This window comes from Xanthomarina maritima (assembly GCF_008084905.1).
Lineage (GTDB): Bacteria > Bacteroidota > Bacteroidia > Flavobacteriales > Flavobacteriaceae > Xanthomarina > Xanthomarina maritima.
This window is the reverse complement of the sequence record NZ_VSFC01000062.1, coordinates 1-25,784: the sequence shown is the minus strand read 5'-3', so window position 1 is coordinate 25,784 and position 25,784 is coordinate 1. Positions and strand designations below refer to the sequence as shown.

Below are 25,784 nucleotides of genomic sequence, written 5' to 3'. Positions count from 1 at the left end.
AAAAGTATCAGGATAGAAACAGATTTTATAAATTATTTAAAAAGGTTATTATTATAAATCAAATTTAATGCCTTGTGCTAAAGGTAATTCGTCTGAATAATTAATAGTATTTGTTTGTCTTCTCATGTATACTTTCCAAGCATCAGAACCAGACTCACGTCCACCACCAGTTTCTTTTTCACCACCAAAAGCACCACCAATTTCAGCACCAGAAGTTCCAATATTCACATTAGCAATTCCACAATCTGAACCAGCGTAAGATAAGAATTTTTCTGCTTCTTTCATTTCATTAGTCATAATAGCTGAAGATAATCCTTGAGCCACACCATTTTGTTTGTCAATGGCATTTTCAACCTCTCCAGAATATTTCATTAAATATAAAATTGGCGCAAATGTTTCGTGTTGAACAATTTCAAAATGATTTTCAGCTTCAATAATTGCTGGCTTAACATAGCAGCCACTTTCATATCCTTCACCTTCTAAAACTCCACCTTCAACCAATACGTTTCCACCTTCAGCTTTCGCTTTTTCAATAGCTGTTAAATAGGTGTTTACAGAATCTTTGTCGATTAATGGACCAATATGATTTCTTTCATCTAAAGGGTTACCAATAGTTAATTGACCATATGCACCAACAATGGCATCTCTTACTTTATCGTAAACCGATTCGTGAATAATTAAACGACGTGTAGATGTACAACGTTGTCCACATGTTCCAACAGCACCAAAAACAGCACCTGGGACAACCACTTTTAAATCGGCAGTTGGTGTAATAATAATGGCATTGTTTCCACCTAATTCTAATAAAGACTTCCCAAAACGTTTAGCTACTGTTGTTCCAACGATTCGTCCCATTCTTGTAGATCCTGTAGCAGAAATTAAAGGAATTCGAGCGTCTGTTGTCATCATTTCACCCACTTTGTAATCCCCATTTATAATACATGAAATTCCTTCTGGCAAGTTATTTTCTTTTAAAATACTAGCAATAATATTTTGACATGCAATTGAGCACAAAGGTGCTTTTTCTGAAGCTTTCCACACACAAACATCACCACAAATCCATGCTAAAGCCGTATTCCAAGCCCAAACAGCAACAGGAAAGTTAAATGCTGAAATTATACCAACAACTCCAATTGGATGCCATTGTTCTCTCATAACATGTCCTGGACGTTCAGATGGAATGGTTTGTCCGTTTAATTGACGAGATAATCCCACTGCAAAATCGCAAATGTCAATCATTTCTTGAACTTCACCATAACCTTCTTGGAGAGATTTACCCATCTCATAAGACACTAATTTTCCTAGAGGTTCTTTTAAATCTCTTAATTTATTTCCAAACTGTCGTACAATTTCACCACGTTGTGGAGCTGGTATATTTCTCCAAGTTTTAAAAGCAGAAGTAGCAGCCTCCATGACTTTTTCGTAATCTTCTTTAGTAGTTGTTTTTACTTTTCCGATTAACTTTCCATCTACTGGAGAATAACTTTCAATAAGGTCTCCACTAGAAAAGTTGTTCGAACCAGTAGAAGTTCCTTCATTTATATCTTTTACTCCTAATTGTTTTAGGGCTTTTTCAATTCCGAAATCGGTAGCAATAGCTTCCATATTTGTTTATTTTTTTATGAATTATTAAATTTAATAGCAAAGATAGGAATAATTAGTTGGTTTTTTATTGAGACCTAATTAGTAAAAATGTAACTTTAAAGCTCTTATTTATATCATGCTTAATTATGAAAAACTTTGTTTATGTTTTGTGTTTATTTGTAATTTTTACAAGTTGTAAAAATGAAGAAGAACTAAAAGCTTTATCTAATAATAGAGAAACTGTTATTGATAGCTCTGAAATTAAAACCAATGAATTTGCCATTGTAATTCATGGCGGAGCTGGAACTATTTTAAGGGAAAATATGTCTGCAGAAGCTGAAGAGGCATACACATTAAAACTTGAAGAAGCTATTCGTGTAGGATATGAAATTTTAAAAAGCGGAGGAAGTAGTTTGGATGCTGTAGAAAAAACAATAAATGTATTAGAAGACTCACCTTTATTTAATGCTGGAAAAGGAGCTGTCTTTACCAATGCAGAAACTAATGAATTAGATGCTTCTATTATGGATGGAAAAACATTAAATGCAGGATCATCAGCTGGTACACGAACTGTTAAAAATCCGATTAATTTAGCTAGAGTAGTCATGGAGAACTCGCCACATGTTATGTTAGCTGGACATGGAGCAGATATATTTGCTCAAGAACAAGGTTTAGAGATTGTAGATTCAACATATTTTTATACTGTAGATAGGTTGAAATCTTTAGAACACGTTAAAGACTATGAGGCAAAAAAGAAAGGCAACAACAAAACAGCATTTTATGATTCAACAATCAAGAATTCTAAATATGGAACAGTAGGTTGTGCTGCATTAGATAAGAATGGTAATTTGGCAGCAGGAACATCTACAGGAGGAATGACAAACAAACGCTGGGGACGCGTTGGAGACGCTCCAATTATTGGAGCAGGAACTTATGCGAATAATAATACTTGTGCAGTTTCAAGCACTGGTTGGGGAGAGTTTTTTATTCGCGCTATGGTAGCTTATGATATTTCTGCATTAATGGATTATAAAGGCATGAGTTTAGAAGCAGCAGCCAAGGAAGTCATTCAGAAAAAAGTACCTGATCTTGGTGGAGATGGAGGTATTATTGCTGTTGATAAAAATGGCAATATGGTCATGGAGTTTAATACGTCTGGCATGTATCGAGCTACAATGAATGATAAAGGTGAATTATTAATAGGTATTTATAATGACTAGATTAACGCCTTATTACGCTGTAATTTTCACTTCTACACAAAATGAAGATCTTTCAGGTTATGAAGATATGGCAAATAAAATGGAAACTCTTGCCAAACAACAAAAAGGGTTTTTAGGAATAGAATCTGCAAGAAACAACGTAGGAATTACTGTAAGTTACTGGGAAAGTCTTGAAGCTATAAAAAGTTGGAAACAAGATTCCGAACATCTATTAGCACAACAGAATGGGAGAACCCAATGGTACAATTGGTATCATGTACGAATTTGTAAAGTAGAACGAGAATATGATTTTAAATCAAAGTAACAAATACACTTTAATCTCTTTTTAAAAAACCTGTAGCTATTGTTATAAAAAACTATGTTATGTTTTTAATTTAATTTAACTAAAAAAGTTAGTTGCCAAATAGTAGGTCAATATCAAAGATTGTATGGCTTTAGAAGTGTTGCAAATATTAGTTTAAGTATGTTTTATAGCAGACAAATTCTAGCCAAAACATTAATTAAGTAACTGATTATCTGTTGAAAATAAATAAATAAATAGGTTTATCAAAATTTAATTCCTAATTTTAACTATCACAAGAATTTTTTGATGTCCAATTTTAATGAATCGAAATCCCCTTCATTTTATCTTTTTTATTTGTTTTGTGCTAAATTCTTTTGGTCAAAGCGACCAAAGTATTGAAAATCTTAAGCAACTTATTGCTGAACAAGCTGATGATAGTACAAAAGTCAACACGTTACTAGATATCTCTTTTCAACTTTATAGAACACAACCAGACTCATCCATAGTATATTCTAGCAAAGCAATAGATCTAGCTACTGAAATTAATTTCAAGAAAGGGCTAGCTTACGCTAATAAAAACTTGGGACTTGCATATTATTCCAAGGGAGAGTTTGTTGATGTTCTCAATCATTGGGAAATCTCCTTAGCCATTTTTAAAGAACTCAACGATGAAGCAGGAGTAAGTAATTTGCTAAGCAATATTGGCGCTGTTTATCAAACTAAGGGAAATGATCCTAAAGCTTTAGATTATTTTATAACATCTGTTAAAATTGCAGAAAAGATTCAAGATTCTCTTAGAATGGGAACGGTTTATTTAAATATGGGAGCTGTATATTCTAATGAAGAAAAAACCCACAACGAAGCGATTGAATCCTACAATAAATCTAAGATAATATTTAGCAATATTGGTTATGACGAAGGTGTTGGTTTTGTGGCTGTTAATATGGCTGAATTATACTTAATGAATGGCAACCCTCAAGCAGCATTGCCACTTCTTAATGATGCCTTAGAAGCGTATTCAAAAGCAGGAAGTAGTGTGTCTCATACTTATAATTATATAGGAGAGGCTTATAAAGACTTAAACCAGTATGAGCTAGCAAAAGAATATCAATTAAAAGCTATTGAAGAAGCAGACATCAATGATGCTAAATTAGAAAAAACTAAAGCTCTTATTAGCTTGGGAGAACTTCTTAATGAACAAAAGGAGTACTTGGATGCTGTCGATAATTTTAAGGAAGGCCTTAAATTAACAGAGATAACAGGAGTTTATCGAGATAAAAAAGACGCTTACGAAGGACTATCCAAAGCCTATTCTGGCATGAATGATTATAAAAATGCTTATGGCTATCAACAACTTTTTACTGCCATAAGTGATACCATTAGGAATGCGACATATGATGAATCTATAAGCAAAATGCGATTTCAATATGATCTAGAAAATAAAGATCGCGAAATAAAACTTCTCAATGTTGATAATGAGCTTAAGCAAACTCAAATTGAACGTAGCACTGCTTCAAAAAGATTGCTTTATGCTCTTGCAATCCTACTTTTAGCACTAGTAGGAGGTTCTTATTTTCGATACAGATATATACAGAAGTCTAATGCAATTTTAGCAAAAGAACGTAATAAAAGTGAAAGTATTCTATTAAACATTCTACCTAAAGAAACAGCAGAAGAATTAAAAGAACAAGGATTTATTAAAGCTAAGTATTTTAAAGAAGTATCTGTACTTTTCACAGATTTTAAGCAATTCTCTTTAGTTGCAGAAGAAATTCCAGCTGAGGATCTTGTTAAAAGTTTGGATTATTTTTTCAAGAAATTCGATATTATTACAGAAAAACATAGTTTAGAGAAAATCAAGACCATTGGAGATGCATATATGTGTGCTGGAGGACTTCCTACTGAAAATAAAACGCATGCAGAGAATGCTTTTTTAGCAGCTTTAGAAATATTAGAATTTGTAAAGGATACAAAAAATAATCCACCAGAAGGAATATATCCATTTGAGGTTCGTATTGGTATCAACACTGGTCCTGTAATAGCTGGAGTAGTTGGCATCAAAAAATTTCAGTACGATATTTGGGGAAGTACAGTTAATATAGCAGCTCGCATGGAGAATAATTCGGTACCAGGAAAAATTAATGTTTCCGAAAACACCTATCAACATTTAAAGGACAAATATGATTTTACCTATAGAGGAAAAATTAAAGCAAAAAACGAACAATTCCTTAATATGTACTATGCTGAAGAAAAAAAATAGTGAGAAAATTTAATAAAAAAGTATTTTAAATATAAATTATTATAATTTAGTATTAATTCAAATCGATTTTGGGGATGATCGAAATAAATAATCATGATAATTAAAAGTATTTCATTCTTATAATCGCAGAAATATGACTCTTGATAACGAAAAGACATATCCAGATATCTGTTTCCAAATTCTAGATGAATTAAAAAGGAAACTAGCTCCATATCTTAGCTATCATTCTTATAATCATATTATTGATGTAGCCAATGTGTGTAATAATTATATTAAGCTATATAAGATAGATGATGATATGGCTAAACTGATTAGAATTGCTGCTATTTGCCATGATTTTGGTTATACAGTTTCACCTATTGATCATGAAGAACGTAGCATCACGTTAATAGAACCAAAACTCAGACCTATTCTTACTCAAGAAGAAATAGACATTGTATCTGGGATGATTAGAGCTACAAAAATCCCACAGCAACCAAAAACTTTTTATGATAAGATCTTAGCTGATGCCGATTTAGACTATTTAGGAAGAAATGATTATGATAAGCTTAGTGAAAACCTGCATCAAGAGTTTCTCTATTTTGGAGTTATTAAAACAGAACGCGAGTGGTTAGATTTGCAAATTAAGTTTCTTGAAAATCACAAGTATCACACGCTATTTGCGAAATGGAATCGACGAAAATTAAAATTGAAAAAACTAAAAGAACTAAAGACAAAATAATTTTCGAAAAACTACTTTGTGAAGCTTACAAAGCTGTTAAATCTTTTTTTAACAGTTATAGTTAGTTAAAGATATTTGTAAGAAAAGGAACATTATACTTGTTAATTAAATGTTAAAACAAATATTTATAAATTTTATATTTTTTTATTCAACAGATTAGTAGTAATTTAACGCACCTAATTGCGGATTCATAGCGACTCACCCAATTCTAAAATGACTTATAAAAGCCAACGATAATCGTTGGTGTATAACTTATGTGGTTATTTTAAGTTGAGTAATATGAAATCTACACAAGCAAGTGGTAATATCTTTACCACAAAACGAATCAGTAACATTGTTTTATTAAGTTTATTTTATCTGTTTACTACCAGTTTAGTAATTGGACAAAATTATACTACAACAGGTTTGTCCAACAATTGGGAAGACCCTAATGCATGGAATTGTTCAGGTGGACCCTGTAACAATAATCCATATCCTAACTACGAAGTTGGTAATACAACAATTATAATCAATCATGATATTGTTTACAGTTCTAGTAATCCTATTAAGTTGAAAAACAATGCCGAACTGCATGTACTCAATAATGCTAAATTTACAACTACAAGTAACATCAATGTAAACTCTGGAGGGTTATTAGTGGTAGATCAAGGTGAAATTGAAATTGGTCCTGGAGTGCTAAAAAATCAAGGCACCATCCAACTAACCAATGCACAGATGGTTAAACATGGCAATATTGTTAATGATACTCAATTAGTATTATCAAACGCATGTGTTCGACTTTCAAGTGGCAATTTTTTAAATAGTGGTACCTTAACAGGTCTTGGAAGTATAAAGACAGAAAATGGAAATATCAATAATTCTGGTACTTGGGATACTAATGTAATTTATTTTTACAGTCAGGGTGGAAGCGGACTTCCTGGATCTCCTAGTACTGAAGCGGTAGTAGCAGCAGTGTGTGAATGTATATTGATAAATTGTGATATCCTACCTGGTTATCCACCAAATTCGAAGGTTAATGAAATTATTGGTTCAGCTTTGACTTCATTATTTAGTAATTATGATCCTAATGAACCAACTAATCAATTTATATATATTATTAATGAGAATGATGAGGTTCTGATTGAAATTGTTGCTTATAATAATCAATTCAACGCTGTATCAACATTCTTGAGTGACTCCTTTGGAATAAATACAAGTGATTATATTTCTGATGTTTATGATCCTTTAGATGATGAAAGAGTCATTACTGTGTTTTTTCCTATAGCAAATTTAGAGGATCTTAATCCAAGATCAGACATCATTAATCAAGTTTATGAGGTATCTCCTCCAATACCAAATACAGGACTCATAGAAAGCCAAGGTGATGCTGCTCAAAAGTCCAATATTGCTAGATTAGGTTGGAATTTAAGTGGCGAAGGCATTAAAATTGGGGTGATATCAGATAGTTACGACAGAAAATCTGGTGTCATTACAGGTGTAAGTTCTGCTGTTCAAACAGATGTTGCAAATGGAGACCTTCCAGGAGCTGAAAATCCCGTGACTGTTGTACAAGACTATCCTTTTGGTCTAGCAAGTGACGAAGGACGAGCAATGATGCAGATTATACATGACGTGGCTCCAGATGCAGAATTATTCTTTAGAACTGGATTTATCTCTGAAGGAAACATGGCAGCTGGAATTGCCGAACTAGTAGCATTGGACTGTGATGTTATTGTAGACGACCTTACTTATATGAAAGCCCCTTTCTTTAGAGATGGTATTGTAGCTGATGCAATTAATGAAGCTGAAGCTAATGGTGTGAGCTATTTTACTTCTGCTGGTAATTTTGGATCAAGATCTTATCAAGCTACTTTTACTCCATCATCATCAAACCCATTACGACATGATTTTGGAGGAAACAACTCTCTGCAAAACCTTACTTTAGATGTTGGCTCATATATTGTTGTACTTCAATGGGATGATGATTTTTATTCCTTTGGATCTAATACAGGTTCAATGAATGATATGGATATCTATCTTGCTGGTGATAATAACAGTATTCAATATGGATTTAATAGGAATAATATGGGTGCAGACCCTGTAGAAATAATGCCTTTTACTGTTATTAATCCAACAACTACCAATATTGTTATTGAAAGAGCATCTGGATCTGGACCAGCACCAATGTTCAAATATGTTGTTTTCAGAGCAGGAGACGATGGTAATTTTGTTGCTGTTCCAGCCGCCAATAGCTCAACTGTTGTTGGTCATGCAAATGCAGATGGAGCAATTACAGTTGGTGCAGTCCGTTATGATAATACACCAAGTTATGGAGGTGTGCTTTCTGCTCAACAATCATCTTCTCTAGGAGGAACTACAACTAATGGACTTTTAAGAAGCAAACCAGATATAATGGCACCAACAGGAGGAGATACTTCTGTAAATTTAGGCGCTCCTGATTTTGAAGGTAATAATTTACCTAATTTCTTTGGTACTTCTGCATCAGCACCACATGCAGCTGGTGTAGCAGCCTTAATTATTGAGGCTAAAACAAAATTTGAAGTTGATGTTTCAAATTCAGATCCAAGTTTAAGTGTTCGTAGTTTGCTTACTAATAATGCCATAGATATGGATTTACCAGGATTTGATAATAAAACAGGTTATGGTTTCTTATCAGCAGATAACTCCATCGGAGTATTTTCAAATCCATCACCTAATCTTATTAGGTTCAATCTAGAAAATCTTGACACATCAACTTACTCGCCTGGTGATATAGCCTTTGAGCTTATCCTTGAAGGAAACTCTTTTGATGAATCATCTGTGGTTATATTTCGTGGTGAGGCATTAGAAACCACATTTATTGATGAAAATACGTTGTTAGTTACAATCCCAGAGTTTATAGGAAATCCACCTATTTATGTTTATACAGAACCTGGGCCATTAACAAATGGAACTGATGGAGGTAGTTCAGAAGTTTTAACTTTTGAGGATCTAGTTATTACTGATGTCATTTTACAACCTAATGACGCAACAAGAAGATATGGAGAAGCTAATCCTCTTTTTTCCTTTACAACAAGTATAGGAGACACTGAAGCCTCTCTTTTACAGGAAGAAATAGATCTCCTATTGCCATCCATTTCAATAACTACTGCTGCAGTTTCAAACTCTAATGTAGGCATCTATGCTATAGAATTGAATTTAGAAAATGTAGACATTGGCTTATCTGAATTATATAATTTTATTATTGAACAAGGTGTGCTTAATATAACTCCAATGCAAGTCACTATTAAGCCACAAACTTTGGAAGACATAACGTATGGTGATGCTCTTCCAGAAATAAGTTTTGATTATGTATATGGTAATACAGACGAAACGGATTTAGAAGTAGATGTAGACGTCGCTAATACTTTTGCAACAAATCATGTAAATGCGCTTTCCTTGGTCAATGGTCTTTCCTTGGTCAATGGGCTTTCTTTAGTGAATGGGATTTCGTTAGTAAATAACGAGCCAACCATTAACGGACTTTCCTTAGTTAATAAAACCTTTTTTGTGTCTCAGAGCACAGTGGATCAATCTGATACCGTTGAACAAAACGGCTTATCATTAGTAAATGGAACTGGTGTTGAAAAATTAGTAAACTTTGGTGCTGATATATTTTCAGAAGATACCATTGACAATGGTAATTACTCTAATATTACTAATGGTATAGCATTAGTTAATGGCCTATCCTTAGTAAATGGTATAGCTCTAGTTAATGGTGTTCCACTTGTCAATGGCATTTCATTGGTCAATGGCGTTTCGTTAGTCAATGGCGTTTCGTTAGTCAATGGCGTTTCATTAGTTAATGGGTTGGTTCTAGTTAATGGTGTTCCTTTAGTGAACAGTGAAAGTACTCCAATCTTGAATGCCTTCGAGAACATCATTGTTATTTTAAATGGTGAAGATTCAAATAGTGAAACACCTATCGAAATCAAGCCAATTAATGTCATAACAGGAATTGATGCAGGTACGCAATATATCATTCCAGGTGGTGTTATAGATTCAAATTTTGAAATTAGGTATCAACCTACATCTCTGGAGATTTTACCAGCCAATCTAACTGTTACTACTGGAGATGCTACAGTAACTTATGGAGATGAGCAAATTACTCCTACTGGAATAATTGATGGGTTACAATATAGTGACACATTAGAAGATGTTTTCCCAAATGGAATAATTTACAGTGTGGACTGTACCCAATGTGACGTTTCTGGAAGTCCATATCCTTTTCAAGCTTCTGCAACTAATAGTTCACCAAATTACAACATTTCTTTTATTAATTCGGGTGAACTAACAGTCAATCCGTTTGAACTCACCATTACAGTAGATGATGCAACAATTACATATGGCCAGACAGATATACCTTTTAGCATAAGTGCAAGTGAAGAGGTATTACCTTATGGTGAATCATTGACTGAAATTTTAGGAGAGTTAATATTTACTCCTAATGATGGATGTACTAACGATACGAATATTTCCGTAAGTCCAGAGTTAGAAAATAATAATTACGATATAACCTATCTGCCTGGTAATTTAACAATAGAAGATATTGATCTTTTTATAGAAGTAGAGTCTTCCTATATTTCTGAAGGAAATATGGTGCCTACTAATTTTAACATTATAGCAAATGGGCTTGTCTGCAATGATATGTCTCCAACGGTAACTAATTTTATTGTTAGAGATCAAAACGGTGTCGTACAAACAGGTAATTTAGAAAGTGGAACATATGATGTGATTGCAGATTTAACCAGTATATCGGGTTACGATAATTATACAATAACACAAACTCCCGGATTGTTGTATGTTAATCCTTTAGTTGGATGTAATGATCGTATTACTGCTTCAGGTATTTGTCAAAGTCCAGCAACATTACCTAATAACCCAAATGTAGTAAGTCTATTACGTTTTGAATATACAAATAGGTTAGATGTGCCAATATATATTCCTAATGGTCCTGATAACCTATTAAAGGGGAATGCACAATATATTGGATCTCCACCTGAACTCTTTTTACCAGGCACACATACTTTTGATATTTATACAAATGGTGGCAGATTACAATGGGAAGTTATCACTCAGGGATGCAACAGTGCTTCTAAATCTGCAAATGGATCTAATGCTGATCCATGTACTGAGATTTTGCGTTCAATTTCAACTGAATCTATAACAGAAACTCAATTAAATAACCAACAAAATGACGAGAAAATTAGATTGTATCCAAATCCAACTAGTGATTTTGTTAATCTTAAAATTGCTGAAAAAACTGGGATAGCTAGCCTTCAGATTTTAGATCAAACAGGAAGGATATTGTTCGAACAAGATTATTCATTAAACGAATCATCAAACATTCAAGTTGATGTCTCTGATTTTAGTTCTGGAATATTATTTTTCATTTATCAGCATAAAGGGAAAAGATCTGCATTTAAAATAATGAAAAGATAAATTAAGCTTAAATGCTTATAAAAATGAGGCTCAGACTAAAGGATAATAAGCTTTTAGTCTGAGCCTTTTATCTATTTAAGAGATATTAAATTAACGTAACGATTGTCCTTTGGCACACCACCAAGGATGTACTTCAATTTCTAACCTTCCAGCTTTTACCATTGGATCTAAATTGGCTAAACTGTCTGCCATTTTTTGAGTAGGAACATTGTAAACCGTAATGCCACGAATATCTCCATTATCTCCAAAAGGGCCTATTAAATCGGCAAATCCTTCTTCATACATGCGTCCTAAATGAGCTAAATGCGCTTCTTGTAGCAAAGCTGCTTCTTCCTCGTTTTGAGAACGAATGGGACCACTTTTAAGAAAGGCCATAAAATATTGTTGCATTAAAATAGTGTCTTGGGTTTTAGCATTTATATAATCGAAAGTTTGAAAGCCTTTTGCAGTCAATTCTTCTTTAATTTCTTTTGCTGTTTTTACTGTTGAAATAGGTTCAACTTTTTCAACTAATGTGTCTGATTCTTTATCAAGAGTTTTATTTGCAACTTCATTAGTCTCTTGTTTACATGCTGAAAAAGCAATGAAACAAAAAAGTGTAAAAATTAGATTTTTCATATTACCAAGTTTTAAAAGGGTGTTTACTTAATTGTGAATTATAATATTTGATGTTTCCTGTAACTTCTTCGCCTAACCAAATAGGTTTTGCGAAAAGTTCTGTGGCATGATTTAATTCAATTTCAGCAATGATTAAACCTTCATTTTCTCCATAAAACTCATCAACTTCAAAGGTATGATTTTCTACTTTAATTAAATATCTGGTTTTTTCAATCATGCCTTTTTCACATAAATTAAAAAGTGCTTCAGCTTCGTTTTTAGAAATTTCTTTTTCCCATTCAAATCTAGATAAACCATCTTTTGATGAAATTCCTTTAACTGTTATAAAACCTTGCTCGTCAGTGAGTCTCACCCGAACCGTTCTTTTTTTATTCGAATTTAAAAAGCCTTGTTTAATTGTTGTTTTTTTGAAGACTTCATTTTTAAAAGTTTCATTTTTTACTAAAAATTTACGTTCTATTTCAATCATAACAATGCCCAAAAAGTGGGTATTTCATTTTTTATTAGTTACTATATTTTTAATCTCGTTAGAAGGAACTCTTCCAGATGGATGAGAGCTATTTGCTAAAACAACCATACTTTTTGCAATGGTTATTGGATGTATGGATTTGTATTTTGAAAGCGTACCAAGTAAAAAAGGATTAATAAGTTTCATTAAAACTTTTGCAATAGATTCTCCATATCTTTTCTCTTCGCGATCGCCACCAATTAAGGAAGGTTGTAAAATGTACGTGTTTTTTATATGTTCTACCAAAACAGCTTCTTCCATTCTTCCTTTTGTTCGATTGTAAAAAATACCACTATGTTTATCTGCTCCTAAAGCTGAAACCACAATAAACGTCTGGATATTGTTCTCCTTACAAAGTTGTGCTGCCATTACAGGAATCCCAAAATCTATTTGAAGGTACTGTTCTTCGTTTGGGGTTTTAGCTTTTGTGGTTCCAATACAACAGAAAACTTCATCAGCAAAAAACTTATTTTTTTGTGATAATAAATCTAATAAATCAACTAGATGTTCTTCAATTTTAACATGTTTTATATTACATGACGTTCTTGAAAAGAGGGTTATTTTACTATATCTGCTATCTAAAAGTAGTTGTTCTAATAATAAACTTCCAGTTAATCCAGTAGCTCCTAAAATGATTGCTGTTTTACTCATTTTGACATGTCATTTTTGATAAAGATATTATAAATTTACATGATGCCAGACAATTTACCAATTCGAAAAATTATTCATGTGGATATGGATGCATTTTATGCGTCTGTAGAACAAATGGATAATCCGGAATTAAAAGGTAAACCCATTGCAGTAGGTGGAGGAGGTACACGAGGAGTTGTAAGTGCTGCTAGTTACGAAGCTAGAAAATTTGGAGTAAGATCTGCTTTAAGTGGTGCACAAGCCAGACGAAATTGTCCAGATCTTATTTTTGTAAAACCACGTTTTGATAGATATCATGAAATTTCTAAACAGATTCGGAAAATTTTTCACGATTATACAGATATAGTTGAACCACTTTCTTTAGATGAAGCTTATTTAGATGTTACTGAAAACAAAAAAGGAAATCCAAGTGCTAGTTTAATTGCCAAAGAAATTAGAGAGCGCATTTTTAATGAAGTTGGTTTAACAGCTTCAGCAGGAATATCAATTAATAAGTTTGTAGCTAAAGTGGCAAGCGATTACAACAAACCCAACGGACAAAAAACAGTTAATCCTGAAGAAGTGATTCCTTTTTTAGAATCTTTAGATATTCGAAAGTTTTATGGAGTAGGTAAAGTGACTGCTGAAAAAATGTATCAGTTAGGAATCTTTACAGGAAAAGATTTAAAATCTAAAACACTAGAATATTTAGATGCACATTTTGGGAAATCTGGTAGATTCTATTATTACATTGTTCGTGGCATTCATACCTCTGAAGTCAAGCCACAAAGAACTAGAAAATCGTTAGCAGCAGAGCGCACCTTTCATGAAAATTTATCGAGTGAAATCTTCATGCTCGAAAAACTGGACCATATAGCTAAAGAAGTTTCAAAACGATTAATAAAAAGTAAAGTCTCTGGAAAAACAGTTACATTAAAAATTAAGTATAGCGATTTCACACTTCAAACAAGAAGTAAAACATTGCCTTACTTTATAAACGATAAAGACATTATTCTTGAAACAGCCAAAAACCTGTTGTATCAAGAAAAACTTAACAACTCTGTGAGGCTTTTAGGAATCTCCATGTCTAATTTGAATACAGAATCTAAAAGCAAAAAAATAAATAAACCAGAAACTAAAACGGTAAGCGTGCAATTACAGTTTGATTTTTAGGGAATTGAATTTTTAAATTAAAAAGGCGAACTTCGACATCTACTAAATAGCCAAACCTTAAATTAATGCAGATTTAAAAACCAAACAATGATAAAGTTTTTTAGAAAAATTAGACAAAATTTGCTTTCAGAAGGAAGAACTACAAAGTATTTTAAATATGCATTAGGTGAAATTATACTTGTGGTTATCGGGATTTTAATTGCCTTAAGTATTAACAACTGGAATTCTGAAAGAATCACCACAAATAAAAAAATCGATTATTTAGTGCGTATTTCAGGAGAACTCAAAAACCAAAAGGAAGATATAAAATATTATAAAGATAATGTCACTTCAGAAATAAAAAGCAGTAAACGTATTTTAAACATATTAGACAGTGAAAACTTAGATTCTATACCTACTCTTAAAAAGCTTCTGGGCAATACGGCTACATTTTGGGCTGTCACACTTTCTTATCCAGTTACAGATGAATTTATCAATCAGAATCTGCAATCTCAAATAAAAAATGACTCACTTAAAATGTATTTTAAATATTTAAAAGAACTTAGGGATTCTTTCAATATTCAAATAGATTATAACCAAACACAATATACTAACACTATAGAACCTTATTTTGTTAAAAATATAAACTATAGCGAAATTGCTATCGATTATTTTAAAAATGGCTTGATACAAGGTGGCCCTAAAACCAATTATGAAAATCTTATAAAAAGTATGGAATTATGGAACATTGCCACCTTTAAACTGGAAACATTAAACACTGGTAATGAGTTATTAAACACGCTAAATCGGTTATTAGAAAAAATAATTTTACAAATTGAAAAAGAAATTGCTAATTCTTAAAAAAATCTTATTGATACAAGAAGATAGCTAATTATTTTTTAGTCTGCAACCAGTTTTCTCTATTAGTTTTTAAATTTTTAACTAAAGGTGTTTTATCTGCTTCCATTAAAGAAATGGTATAAGATGTATCAGCTTGAAGCGTTAAAGAAGTGGTTTTGGTTTCTCCAAATCGTTCAAAAACAACTAGTACTTTATCGTTTACTTTATATGAATCAAGTAAAGTATTTAAATCGGTATCTTCCTTTATTTCAGTAGTTCCAATTTTAATAAGTTTATCTTCTTTTTGAAGTCCAGCATTATAAGCTGATGAATTCACTGATGGATTACTAATTAATTTTCCATGTCTTACAGAAACGCCAAAATCTACTTTAGAAGGATCTGTACTCAAAACAACACCAACGGTTTCAAATAAATGCTTGAAATCTGGCATCTCACTTTTATATATATAGTTGTTAAAGAAGTGGTTTCCGAAGTCTTTTCCAGCATATGTATTTAGCGTTTCGTTTAAGTTTTCAATAGTATAGTACGTTTTTGTTTTCCCATAAGTCTGCCAAACCAGTTTCATGTAGTCGTCCAGATTTAAGCCTTTATCCCTTAAAGATAAATCCAAAGCCAAACCTAACATACTTCCATAAGAATAGTATGATATAAAAGTGTTTTCTCTATTGGTTTCATCAACAGATTTAGCAGCATCAACAAAAGGAGCCTGATAACTCATTTCTATCGGATTAAAATAATCACGACCAGGAGAATTCCACACATAATTAAAAGTGCTTGTTAAACCAGTTATATAATTTGGTTGCGAAATAATGCCTGCACGACATAGCGTTAAATCATCGTAATAACTTGTAAACCCTTCAGCAAACCACAATTCACCACTCATATTGGCTTCTTCAAAATTAAAAGGTTCTAAAGCAAGTGGACGAATACGTTCCACATTCCAACAATGAAAAAACTCATGGGAAACGGTTCCAATATTTCCATCGATGCCTCCATTTGCCAAACTTCTGGTACTTACCACATAAGTGGAATTTCTATGTTCCATACCATCTCCATTGGCATTTGGCATATAACAAGCAAGAAAGGTATATTCGCCATAATCGTAAGTTGGTAATTCACCAAAAATGGCTTTCTGTTGAAGCACTACTTTTTTAATATGGTTAAAATAAGTATCTAAATCTTTCTCTGAAGCTACATCGTCATGAAGTACCAATTTAACAGTTTGATTATCAACTTGAAATGAACGTGTTCTATAATTGGCAATTTCTGTTGGACTATTCATAAAATATTGCAAATTTTCAGCATAATATGTATTTCCTTCCAGATGTTTTAATTGTGTGGCTACTTTCCAATTTAAATGGTCTCGAACATTAAAAGTAATTTCCATGTCTTTATTAGATAATTCAGGAACATACATAAACGTAGCTGGCATGTTTAAATGTGCATGCGTCTCATCTACTTGAGCATAAGTACCATCTCCATGATTTGCAAACAAGGTATAACTTACTTGAATAGTTCCATCGTGACCAGAAACTTGCCAGGCATAAGGATTTGGTCGTGTTGTTTTTAAAATATTTCCTTTGCTATCAGTTACTTTAACATTATAAACGTTTTTAGCAAATTCATGGATGGCATAACGACCAGGAGATGAACGAGCCATTCTAAATTCTATAGTATTTGATTTTAAATCGGAAAATGTTGCCTGAATGTTTGCTTCATGATGCACAGCATTTTCAAATGAAATAGTATAACTTGAAGATACTTGAGCTTTTAATATTATTGAAAACAGGAAAACTAAAAGGAATAATTGAAACTTATGCATGAAAATGAATTTAAGGCTTAAATATACAATGTTTTTATTTCTGAAATTAGACCTGTAAGATTAAAATCCTTGTAGGTCTTTTGTATCTTTGACATGATGATTCCTAAAAAACTCCAAGATAAAATTGACAAACGTAAAGAGCAAAATTTGTTACGTCAGTTAGGTACGCAACACCATTTGATAGATTTTTCATCTAATGATTATTTAGGCTTTTCAAAGTCTAAACTAATTTTCGACATGACGCATCACTATTTAGAGGCATATAATTTATCTAGAAATGGCGCAACAGGTTCACGTTTATTATCTGGAAACTACGAGTTATATAAAGAGGTTGAAGACACTCTTTGCGAATTTTTTTATTCCGAATCGGCTTTAATATTCAACTCTGGTTACGATGCTAATTTAGGATTCTTTGCTTCAGTACCTCAACGTGGCGACATTATTTTATATGATGAGTATATACACGCTTCCATAAGAGATGGTATTTCTATGAGTCGTGCTAAAGCCTATAAATTTAAACATAACGATTTGGCTCATCTAGATACGATGTTGAAAAGAATTCAACATAGCGAATCTGAAATATACATCGTTTCAGAATCGGTATTTTCTATGGATGGGAATTCACCAGATTTAGTCACTATGTCACAGGTAAGCAAAAAATTCAAAGCACATCTAGTTATAGATGAAGCTCATGCTATAGGTGTTTTTGGGGAACAAGGTTGTGGCCTTATTCAACAATTAAATTTAGAAAAAGAGATTTTTGCAAGAATCATTACCTTTGGAAAAGCTTTCGGAAGTCATGGTGCAGCTATTTTAGGAAGTCAAGAGCTTACACAGTACCTTATAAATTTTGCACGATCGTTTATTTATACCACTGCACTTCCACCACATACGTTAATGACTTTAAAATCTGTTTTTATTGAGCTACCTAAAACTCACGAAATCTCTAAACTTCAAAAAAACATTGATATATTTAAAAAAGAAGTTTTTAAAAATAAACTTCATAAAAATTTTATAGATAGCCATTCTGCTATTCAATGTTGTTTGATTATTGGAAATGAAAATGTCAAAGCTATATCCAATCAATTTTTAAAAAAGGGATTTGATGTCAAACCTATTTTATCTCCAACAGTACCTGAAGGAGAAGAACGATTGCGCTTTTGTATTCATAGTTTTAATACTGAAAAAGACATAAAAGAAGTCATACACTTATTAGTTACTTTAATCCAAATATGAACCATATCTTTAAAACAATTGCCAGATTTCAGTATTCCTCTGAAGCTCAAATTATAAAAGGTCGTCTGGAAGCAGAAGGGATAGAAGTTTTTCTTTCAGATAATTTAACCATCGATACAGATCCATTAGTAAGCAATGCAATTGGAGGTGTGAAGCTAAAAGTTTTAACAGAACAGAGTGAGGATGCTTTAGAAATTTTAAATTCCATTAGAAAATACTCTATAGACGACGAAGGAAATTCTATAAACTGTCCCAATTGCAATAGCGAAAAAATAGAACTCTTTTCCACCATTAAAGATGCTAAATCATTAATATGGTTTATTTTTGGAGTCTTATTTTCATCGCTTCCATTTTATACCAGACATAAGTATCGATGTGAAGCCTGTCAAACCGAATTCGATTTAAAATGAAAACCTATTTTGTAACAGGAGTCTCAACAGACGTTGGAAAAACAATAGCTTCAGCTATTTTGGTTGAAGCCCTTCAAGCTGATTACTGGAAACCCATTCAAGCTGGAGAATTAGAAAATTGTGATACTAAAAAAGTTGAAAAACTGGTATCCAATAAAAGGTCAAAATTTCACCCAAACAGTTTTGCTTTAAAAACACCAATGAGTCCTCATGCAGCAGCAGATATTGATGAAGTATCTATAAATGTAAAAGACATTAAAGAGCCAAAAACTAAAAACCATTTAGTAATTGAAGGCGCTGGAGGTTTGTTGGTTCCAATTAATAGTAAGCAAACGGTTTTAGATATTATAAAACCAGAACATCATGTTGTTGTGGTTTCCAGACATTATTTAGGAAGTATCAATCACACGCTTTTAACCGTCAATTTGTTGAAAGAAAAAGGTTTTCAAGTGTCCATTATATATAGTGGAAATGAACATAAAACAACAGAAGACATTATAAAGAAAATGACTAATGTTCCAATTATAGGACGTATAGAAGAAGAGCCATATTTCGATAAAAATGTGATTTTGGAATATGCAGAAATGTTTAAAGATAGGCTATGACATTAAAAGAAAGAGATAAAAAACATCTGTGGCATCCTTTAACGCAACATAAATTGCATCCTGAAACCATTGCCATTACAAAGGCAAAAGGCTGTGTGATAACAGACGAGAACGGAAAAGAATATATAGATGCCATTGCCTCTTGGTATACCTGCATGTATGGACATTGTAATGATTATATTATCAGTCGTGTTTTTAAACAGATGCAGCAACTAGACCAAGTAGTTTTTACAGGTTTTACACACGAACCAGCAGTCAAATTATCAGAAGCTTTAATTCAGATTCTACCTGAAAATCAGAATAAATTATTTTTTAGTGACAATGGTTCAACTTCAGTTGAGATAGGCATTAAGATGGCTTTGCAATATCATTTTAATCAAGGTGAAAAACGCAATACTTTAATCGCCTTCGAAGATGGTTTTCATGGTGATACTTTTGGAGCTATGAGTGTGTCTGGATTATCTGTTTACAATGGTCCTTTTGAAGAGTTTTTTTTAGATGTGAAGCGTATTCCAACTCCAAATGGAGAGAATCATGCATCCATTCTAAAAACATTAAAAGAAATAACGCAAACGCATGACGTAGCAGGTTTTGTTTACGAGCCATTGGTTCAAGGAGCTGCTGCTATGAAAATGCACAATGCTGAAGGGTTAGAACTTATTTTAAAATTTTGTAAAGAAAATAACATGGTAACTGTAGCAGATGAGGTTATGACAGGTTTTGGAAAAACTGGTACATATTTCGCTTCAGATTATATGGAAACCAAACCAGATATCATGTGTTTAAGTAAAGCTTTAACAGCTGGTTTAATGCCAATGGCAATCACTACTTGTTCTCAAGAAATTTATGACGCTTTTTATAGCGATGATATGGGAAAAGGCCTATTTCATGGACACACCTATTCTGCCAATCCTTTAGCTTGCACTGCAGCTTTGGCAGGCATTGAACTATTACAGTCTGAAGAGATTCAAAAGAATATTCAAAGAATAAAAGCATCACACGAAGTATTTAATTTGCGAATTAAGAATCATCCAAAAGTAAAATCTACTAGACAAATAGGAATCATTTTCGCTTTGGATTTAAATACGGAAATGTCTCGCTATGGAAATTTAAGAGACAAACTGTTTCAATTCTTTATGGATCAAGGTGTTTTTCTTCGTCCCTTAGGGAATACTATTTACATTCAAGCACCTTATGTGATTACAGAAAAACAATTGGAAAAAGTCTATCAAACCATTGAAGAAGCTCTTTCAATAGTTTAAATTTGCAAAAATACAATTGTGATTCACCCTATTTCCATTACTAGCTTATCAAGTCTTTCTCCTCTTGGAAAGTCTTCTGAAGAGATTTGGCAAGCTTATAAAAATAATCAGCATTATTTTTCTACGAAGTATGATAATCTAGTTGCTGAAATTCCTCAAGAAGCAAAAAAGGAAATCAAAAAACTTAGAGCATCAGATTCAAAATATAAAGCCTTAGATGATACGGTTTTACTTGCTATTTATACATCTAGACAAGCTGTAAAACAAGCAGGTTGGAATCCATCAGACAATTTCGGAATTAACATTGGTTCGTCTCGAGGTGCAACAGCTCTTTTTGAAAATCATCATGAGTTTTTTATTAATAAAGACAAAGTAAAACCCTTAAGTTCGCCAACTACAACACTTGGAAATATTTCGTCTTGGGTAGCACATGATTTACAAACTCAAGGTCCGGAAATCTCACATTCTATTACTTGTTCTACAGCTTTACATGGGTTGTTAAATGGTGTTGCTTGGATTAATTCTGGCATGTGTGACAAGTTTTTAGTTGGAGGAAGTGAAGCTCCTTTAACAGCATTTACCATTGCTCAAATGCAAGCACTTAAAATCTATTCTCATTCAGAACGTAGCGAAGAACCTTTCCCTTGTTTAGCTCTAGACCTAAACAAAAAACAAAACACTATGATCCTTGCTGAAGCAGCTTCTATGACTTGTTTAGAACAAGGAGAAAAACCAAATGCTTTAGCTAAAATAATTGGTGTTGGTTATGCCACTGAAATTTTAGAACACAATGCCTCTTTATCAACTGATGCTATTTGTTTCCAGCGTTCCATGAAAATGGCTTTAGGAGATTTAAATCCAGACGAAATAGATGTTATTGTTACTCATACTCCAGGAACTATAAAAGGTGATATTTCAGAAGTGAATGCTATTAAAAGCGTCTTTGGAGAGATTTATCCAGCATTAACAACAAATAAATGGAAACTAGGTCATAGTTTAGGAACAAGTGGGATGCTTAATATTGAAATGGCGATTTTGATGTTGCAACATCAAGAGTTTATTCCTTTGCCTTTTATGGAACAGACTACTCCTAAAAAATTAAAAAATATCTTGGTGAATGCAGTTGGATTTGGTGGGAATGCCGTTTCTATCTTACTTTCAAAATAGTTATATTTACTTTATAAAACACACATATATGAGATTTCTACTATTACTTCTGTGCTTGCCTATCTTAAGTTTTTCGCAAGTAGATCCAAACATTTACGAAAAGTTCGAATCTAAATTTTACGAGATTGATGGTTATAAAATCAATGTTGAGGTTCTAGGAATAGGAGATCCTATTTTCTTTTTACCTGGTGGACCAGGAAATTCACACGATTATATGCAAGGGAATTTTGGTCAATATTACAAATCAAATACGGTAGTTTTTTTCGACTTCTTAGGAAGAGGAAAAAGTGATGACGCCAAAAATGTTTCAGAATATTCTGTAGAAAGCGATGTGGAACTTATTGAAAAACTTAGACAGCTACTAGGCTATAATAAAATTTCACTTGTTGGTCATTCCTACGGAACTGTACCAGCACAAGCTTATGCTATAAAATATTCTGACAATGTTGATAAAATGGTGCTGATTAATGGGTTTCATTCTGGCGCTATGTGGCAAGCCAATTGCGATAGTTATAATCATTATGCAAAAACCCATTTCCCAGAAAAATGGAAACAAGTCGATTCACTCCGTGCTTTAGGATATGTATCTAGCCAAGAACCTTTGAAAACGGTTTATGGCAATTTCCCAACAAAATATATCTACTACCATAACACGAGTTTAAAGCAAAATGCGCCTAAAGAAAAATATAGAGGTTGGGCAGGTGATGTATATGTTGAAATTATTGGACGCGATGGTGATTTTGATGTGTCTGGAAGTATGATAAATCAAGATTACAGACAACAATTAAAAGATGTAAAAGCCAAGACACTAATTATTGCTGGACGTTATGATGGCGTTTCAACTCCAGAGTTTGCGGTACAATACAAAATATTTATGCCTCAAGCTCAGTTCGAAATGTTTGAACAAAGTGGACACAATCCGTATTTAGAAGAATCTGAAAAATTTTATGCCATTTTTGACTCCTTTTTCAATATAAAATAAGTTATTTTTGAACCTTACTTGAAATCAAAAACATGAGTGAAATAAGACACAACTGGACTAAAGAACAGATTTTAGAGATTTATAATAAACCTATGATGGAATTGCTTTACGAAGCAGCAACCATTCATCGTTTGCATCATGATCCTAATGTGGTTCAGGTTTCTACCTTACTTTCAATAAAAACTGGAGGCTGTTCAGAAGATTGTGGGTATTGTCCTCAGGCAGCTCGTTATCACACCAATGTTGAAGGGAACGATTTAATGACTGTGCAACAAGTAAAGGCTCAAGCTTTACGTGCAAAGCAAACTGGAAGTTCTAGAGTTTGTATGGGAGCAGCATGGAGAAATGTAAAAGACGGTGAAGAATTCGACCAAGTTTTAGAAATGGTTAGAACTATCAATAAATTAGATATGGAAGTGTGTTGTACGTTGGGAATGGTGACTGAAAATCAAGCCAAGCGTCTAGCCGAAGCAGGACTTTATGCTTACAATCATAATTTAGATTCATCAGAAGAATATTATAAAGAAGTTATTTCAACTCGTGGGTATCAAGATAGATTAGATACCATTAGTAATGTTCGCAAAACCAATGTCACTGTTTGTTCTGGTGGTATTATTGGAATGGGAGAAAATGTAGCAGATCGAGCTGGAATGTTAGTAGCTTTATCAACCTTAGATCCACAGCCAGAATCTACTCCAATAAATGCGTTAGTTGCTGTTGAAGGAACGCCTTTGGAAGATGAAAAACCAGTTGAAATCTGGGACATGATTCGTATGGTTGCAACCACAAGAATTGTCATGCCAGAAACACAAGTAAGATTGAGTGCTGGAAGAACACAAATGAGTCGTGAAGGTCAGGCTATGTGCTTTTTTGCTGGAGCTAATTCTATTTTTGCTGGCGATAAATTGCTTACTACACCAAATCCTGATGTCAATGAAGACATGAAAATGTTTGAACTTTTAGGCATGAATCCACAAAAACCGTTTACTAAAAAAGTGCAGCCACAAACTGTTGAAGCTATAGAGTCAGAATATCAATCGTTAGGTGAAAAGCCTAGATGGACCAGACCAGATCATAAAATTGAACGTAACGAAGCTGCCAAAGAAAAAGCTAAAACTTTAAAATAGGTAAGGCTTGTATATTTTTAACCTCTTAAATAATAGATGTTGAAATTGAACCTCCAGGATATTCCACGTGTTAAAACAATCTCTAAAGAAGATTTTAATAAACACTATTATAAACCACAAAAACCCGTGGTTATTGAGCATTTTATAGAACATTGGCCTGCTTTTTCAAAATGGAATTTAGAGTATTTTAAAGCCATTGCAGGAGAAAAAATAGTCTCTCTTTATGATGATAGACCAGTTTCTTGCGACGATGGATTTAATGCAGCTCATGCTAAAATGCCATTAAAGGAGTATATCTATTTACTTCAAAATGGTTCTACAAAATACCGTATTTTTTTATGGAATATTCTTAAAGAAATTCCTGAGTTACAAAAAGATTATTCATATCCAGATTTAGGTTTGAAACTCTTAAAAAAACTACCCATGTTGTTTTTTGGAGGAAAGGACAGCCATACTTTTATGCATTATGATATTGATCTAGCTAATATTTTCCATTGTCATTTTGCAGGTAAAAAAGAAATCATTCTTTTTGACCAGAAACAAACTAAGTACCTCTACAAAATTCCACATTCTTTAATTACTCGAGAAGATATTGATTTTTCAAATCCTGATTTTGAAAAATGGCCAGCTTTAAAGAATGCTAAAGGCTATAAAACAACATTGAACCATGGAGAAATTTTATATATGCCTGAAGGCTATTGGCATTATATGAAGTATAAAACTACTGGCTTTTCAATGAGTTTAAGAGCTATTCCAAGGCACCCTGTTAATTTAAGTAAAGCTATTTATAATGTATTTGTTATGAGGCATTTTGACAATGTTATGAGAAAAGTTAAAGGACAAAAATGGATAGATTGGAAAAATAAAAAAGCTATATTAAATACGAATAGAAGTATTTTAAATACTTAAGATTATATTTGCACAAATTTTAAAAAAAGAAATCTGTATTTATGAAAAAAATAATGATGATTGCATGTCTTTTTACTGCTTATTTAGTTAATGGACAAGCATTTACTGGAAAAGGAGATAAGAAATTGCAAATTGGAGCCAATTTACAAGATCATGCAACTGGCATGTTTGTGAGTTTTGATTATGGTTTAGGAGAAAACTTCTCTATTGGAGCTTCTTCAATCTATGCTTTAGGTGTATCAGGTGACATTGACGCAGATTTTACAGACCGTTTTGATATTAGAGCTCGTTTTAATGCTAATATTGGTAGCGTTTTAAATATTGATGAAAATTTTGATCTATATCCAGGTTTAAGCTTTGGATTAAAGAATTTTGGAGGGCATGTTGGAGCTAGATATTTCTTCTCAACTGGATTTGGAATTTTTACAGAAGCCTTTTTTCCAATTGCTAAATATAATAGTGATGACTTAAAGCCTGCTGAAGAAATAAATAATCAGTTTGGGGTGAATATTGGGGCTGTTTTTAATTTAAACTAAAAGTACTACAACAATATAAAAAGCCTTTCAAAATATTTGAAAGGCTTTACTATTTTATTAGCATAAGAGCGTTGTCTTAAATGAAATGGTTTTTCCAAGCTTTGTATCATAAAAAAAATCACCATTTTTTCGCTTTTTTGTCACATGTTTTTTTTTAAAACTAAGTACTTTTCTTCGAGATTCCTTCGAGACTTGTTCGAGAAAAAGGTCTTTTTTGGGGGGTTTCTCGAAGGTTTCTCGAACAAGTCTCGAACAAAACCACTAAAAACAACCAATTTTTATTAATTTATTTTATATACATTTTCCATAGGGTATCCATAGGGTATCCATAGGGTATCTATGGAGTATCTATAGGGTTGGTACGCTATACCTATTTTTATGATAAGACACTGACCCGTCCTAAAATAACTATACAGGTTATTAAATAAATC

At 32.7% G+C, this 25,784-nt stretch carries 21 protein-coding genes; 16 read left to right on the top strand and 5 right to left on the bottom strand.

Annotated features, from left to right (window positions below):
* Positions 1-51: 51 nt before the first annotated feature.
* The gene (gene amaB / locus FVF61_RS12430) at positions 52-1,605 is read right to left on the bottom strand and encodes an L-piperidine-6-carboxylate dehydrogenase (protein WP_148456897.1); all 1,554 of its coding nucleotides are present in this window, start codon (positions 1,603-1,605) and stop codon (positions 52-54) included.
* A 125-nt stretch (positions 1,606-1,730) separates the two neighbouring features.
* Between amaB and FVF61_RS12425 the strand changes: the two genes are divergently transcribed.
* From FVF61_RS12425 to FVF61_RS12405, 5 genes are all read left to right on the top strand, one after another.
* Positions 1,731-2,804: an isoaspartyl peptidase/L-asparaginase family protein gene (locus FVF61_RS12425; RefSeq protein ID WP_148456895.1), complete on the top strand. Its 1,074-nt coding sequence runs from the start codon at positions 1,731-1,733 to the stop codon at positions 2,802-2,804.
* Positions 2,797-3,108, top strand: a complete 312-nt coding sequence (locus FVF61_RS12420; protein ID WP_199757312.1) for an antibiotic biosynthesis monooxygenase family protein — start codon at positions 2,797-2,799, stop codon at positions 3,106-3,108. Before FVF61_RS12425 ends, FVF61_RS12420 begins: the two co-directional genes overlap by 8 nt.
* Positions 3,109-3,406: 298 nt before the next feature.
* Entirely contained in the window at positions 3,407-5,347 is a 1,941-nt protein-coding gene (locus tag FVF61_RS12415) for an adenylate/guanylate cyclase domain-containing protein (protein ID WP_148456893.1), read from the top strand.
* Between the two features lie 133 nt (positions 5,348-5,480).
* On the top strand, positions 5,481-6,068 hold the full coding sequence (locus FVF61_RS12410; protein WP_148456891.1) for an HD domain-containing protein: 588 nt from the start codon (positions 5,481-5,483) through the stop codon (positions 6,066-6,068).
* 279 nt (positions 6,069-6,347) lie between these two features.
* Complete coding sequence (locus FVF61_RS12405; RefSeq protein ID WP_148456889.1) at positions 6,348-11,528, top strand: MBG domain-containing protein; 5,181 nt, start codon at positions 6,348-6,350, stop codon at positions 11,526-11,528.
* Positions 11,529-11,618: 90 nt separating this feature from the next.
* On the opposite strand, the gene FVF61_RS12400 is transcribed toward FVF61_RS12405, so the two are convergent.
* From FVF61_RS12400 to FVF61_RS12390, 3 genes are read right to left on the bottom strand one after another with little or no spacing between them, the layout of a single operon-like run.
* A complete protein-coding gene (locus FVF61_RS12400; protein ID WP_148456887.1) occupies positions 11,619-12,146 on the bottom strand; it encodes a YciI family protein in 528 nt (175 codons plus the stop codon).
* A 1-nt stretch (position 12,147) separates the two neighbouring features.
* The gene (locus tag FVF61_RS12395) at positions 12,148-12,615 is read right to left on the bottom strand and encodes a CYTH domain-containing protein (RefSeq protein WP_148456885.1); all 468 of its coding nucleotides are present in this window, start codon (positions 12,613-12,615) and stop codon (positions 12,148-12,150) included.
* 24 nt (positions 12,616-12,639) lie between these two features.
* Positions 12,640-13,305, bottom strand: coding sequence for an NAD(P)H-binding protein (locus FVF61_RS12390; RefSeq protein WP_148456883.1), 666 nt, complete (start codon positions 13,303-13,305; stop codon positions 12,640-12,642).
* A 42-nt stretch (positions 13,306-13,347) separates the two neighbouring features.
* Here FVF61_RS12390 and dinB point away from each other — a divergent pair, with 42 nt between their 5' ends.
* Positions 13,348-14,457, top strand: a complete 1,110-nt coding sequence (gene dinB / locus FVF61_RS12385; RefSeq protein WP_148457518.1) for a DNA polymerase IV — start codon at positions 13,348-13,350, stop codon at positions 14,455-14,457.
* Between the two features lie 87 nt (positions 14,458-14,544).
* Entirely contained in the window at positions 14,545-15,297 is a 753-nt protein-coding gene (locus FVF61_RS12380) for a DUF6090 family protein (protein WP_148456881.1), read from the top strand.
* Positions 15,298-15,328: 31 nt separating this feature from the next.
* On the opposite strand, the gene FVF61_RS12375 is transcribed toward FVF61_RS12380, so the two are convergent.
* Positions 15,329-17,119, bottom strand: a complete 1,791-nt coding sequence (locus FVF61_RS12375; RefSeq protein ID WP_148456875.1) for a M61 family metallopeptidase — start codon at positions 17,117-17,119, stop codon at positions 15,329-15,331.
* Between the two features lie 96 nt (positions 17,120-17,215).
* On the opposite strand from FVF61_RS12375, the gene FVF61_RS12370 reads away from it, so the two are divergent.
* From FVF61_RS12370 to FVF61_RS12330, 9 genes are read left to right on the top strand one after another with little or no spacing between them, the layout of a single operon-like run.
* Positions 17,216-18,355, top strand: coding sequence for an aminotransferase class I/II-fold pyridoxal phosphate-dependent enzyme (locus FVF61_RS12370; protein ID WP_148457516.1), 1,140 nt, complete (start codon positions 17,216-17,218; stop codon positions 18,353-18,355).
* On the top strand, positions 18,352-18,765 hold the full coding sequence (locus FVF61_RS12365) for a putative signal transducing protein (protein WP_148456873.1): 414 nt from the start codon (positions 18,352-18,354) through the stop codon (positions 18,763-18,765). The genes FVF61_RS12370 and FVF61_RS12365 overlap by 4 nt, the downstream gene beginning before the upstream one ends.
* The gene (gene bioD / locus FVF61_RS12360) at positions 18,762-19,370 is read left to right on the top strand and encodes a dethiobiotin synthase (protein ID WP_148456871.1); all 609 of its coding nucleotides are present in this window, start codon (positions 18,762-18,764) and stop codon (positions 19,368-19,370) included. The genes FVF61_RS12365 and bioD overlap by 4 nt, the downstream gene beginning before the upstream one ends.
* Positions 19,367-20,632: an adenosylmethionine--8-amino-7-oxononanoate transaminase gene (bioA, locus tag FVF61_RS12355; RefSeq protein WP_148456869.1), complete on the top strand. Its 1,266-nt coding sequence runs from the start codon at positions 19,367-19,369 to the stop codon at positions 20,630-20,632. The genes bioD and bioA overlap by 4 nt, the downstream gene beginning before the upstream one ends.
* 18 nt (positions 20,633-20,650) lie before the next feature.
* Positions 20,651-21,799 carry a beta-ketoacyl synthase N-terminal-like domain-containing protein gene (locus FVF61_RS12350; protein ID WP_148456868.1) on the top strand — a complete coding sequence of 383 codons (1,149 nt, stop codon included), beginning with the start codon at positions 20,651-20,653 and terminating at the stop codon, positions 21,797-21,799.
* Positions 21,800-21,827: 28 nt separating this feature from the next.
* Positions 21,828-22,781, top strand: coding sequence for an alpha/beta fold hydrolase (locus FVF61_RS12345; RefSeq protein WP_148456866.1), 954 nt, complete (start codon positions 21,828-21,830; stop codon positions 22,779-22,781).
* A gap of 32 nt (positions 22,782-22,813) precedes the next feature.
* Complete coding sequence (gene bioB / locus FVF61_RS12340; RefSeq protein WP_148456864.1) at positions 22,814-23,908, top strand: biotin synthase BioB; 1,095 nt, start codon at positions 22,814-22,816, stop codon at positions 23,906-23,908.
* Positions 23,909-23,947: 39 nt separating this feature from the next.
* The gene (locus tag FVF61_RS12335; RefSeq protein ID WP_148457514.1) at positions 23,948-24,817 is read left to right on the top strand and encodes a cupin-like domain-containing protein; all 870 of its coding nucleotides are present in this window, start codon (positions 23,948-23,950) and stop codon (positions 24,815-24,817) included.
* Positions 24,818-24,858: 41 nt separating this feature from the next.
* Positions 24,859-25,353: a DUF6646 family protein gene (locus tag FVF61_RS12330; RefSeq protein ID WP_148456862.1), complete on the top strand. Its 495-nt coding sequence runs from the start codon at positions 24,859-24,861 to the stop codon at positions 25,351-25,353.
* The last annotated feature ends 431 nt before the right edge of the window (positions 25,354-25,784 follow it).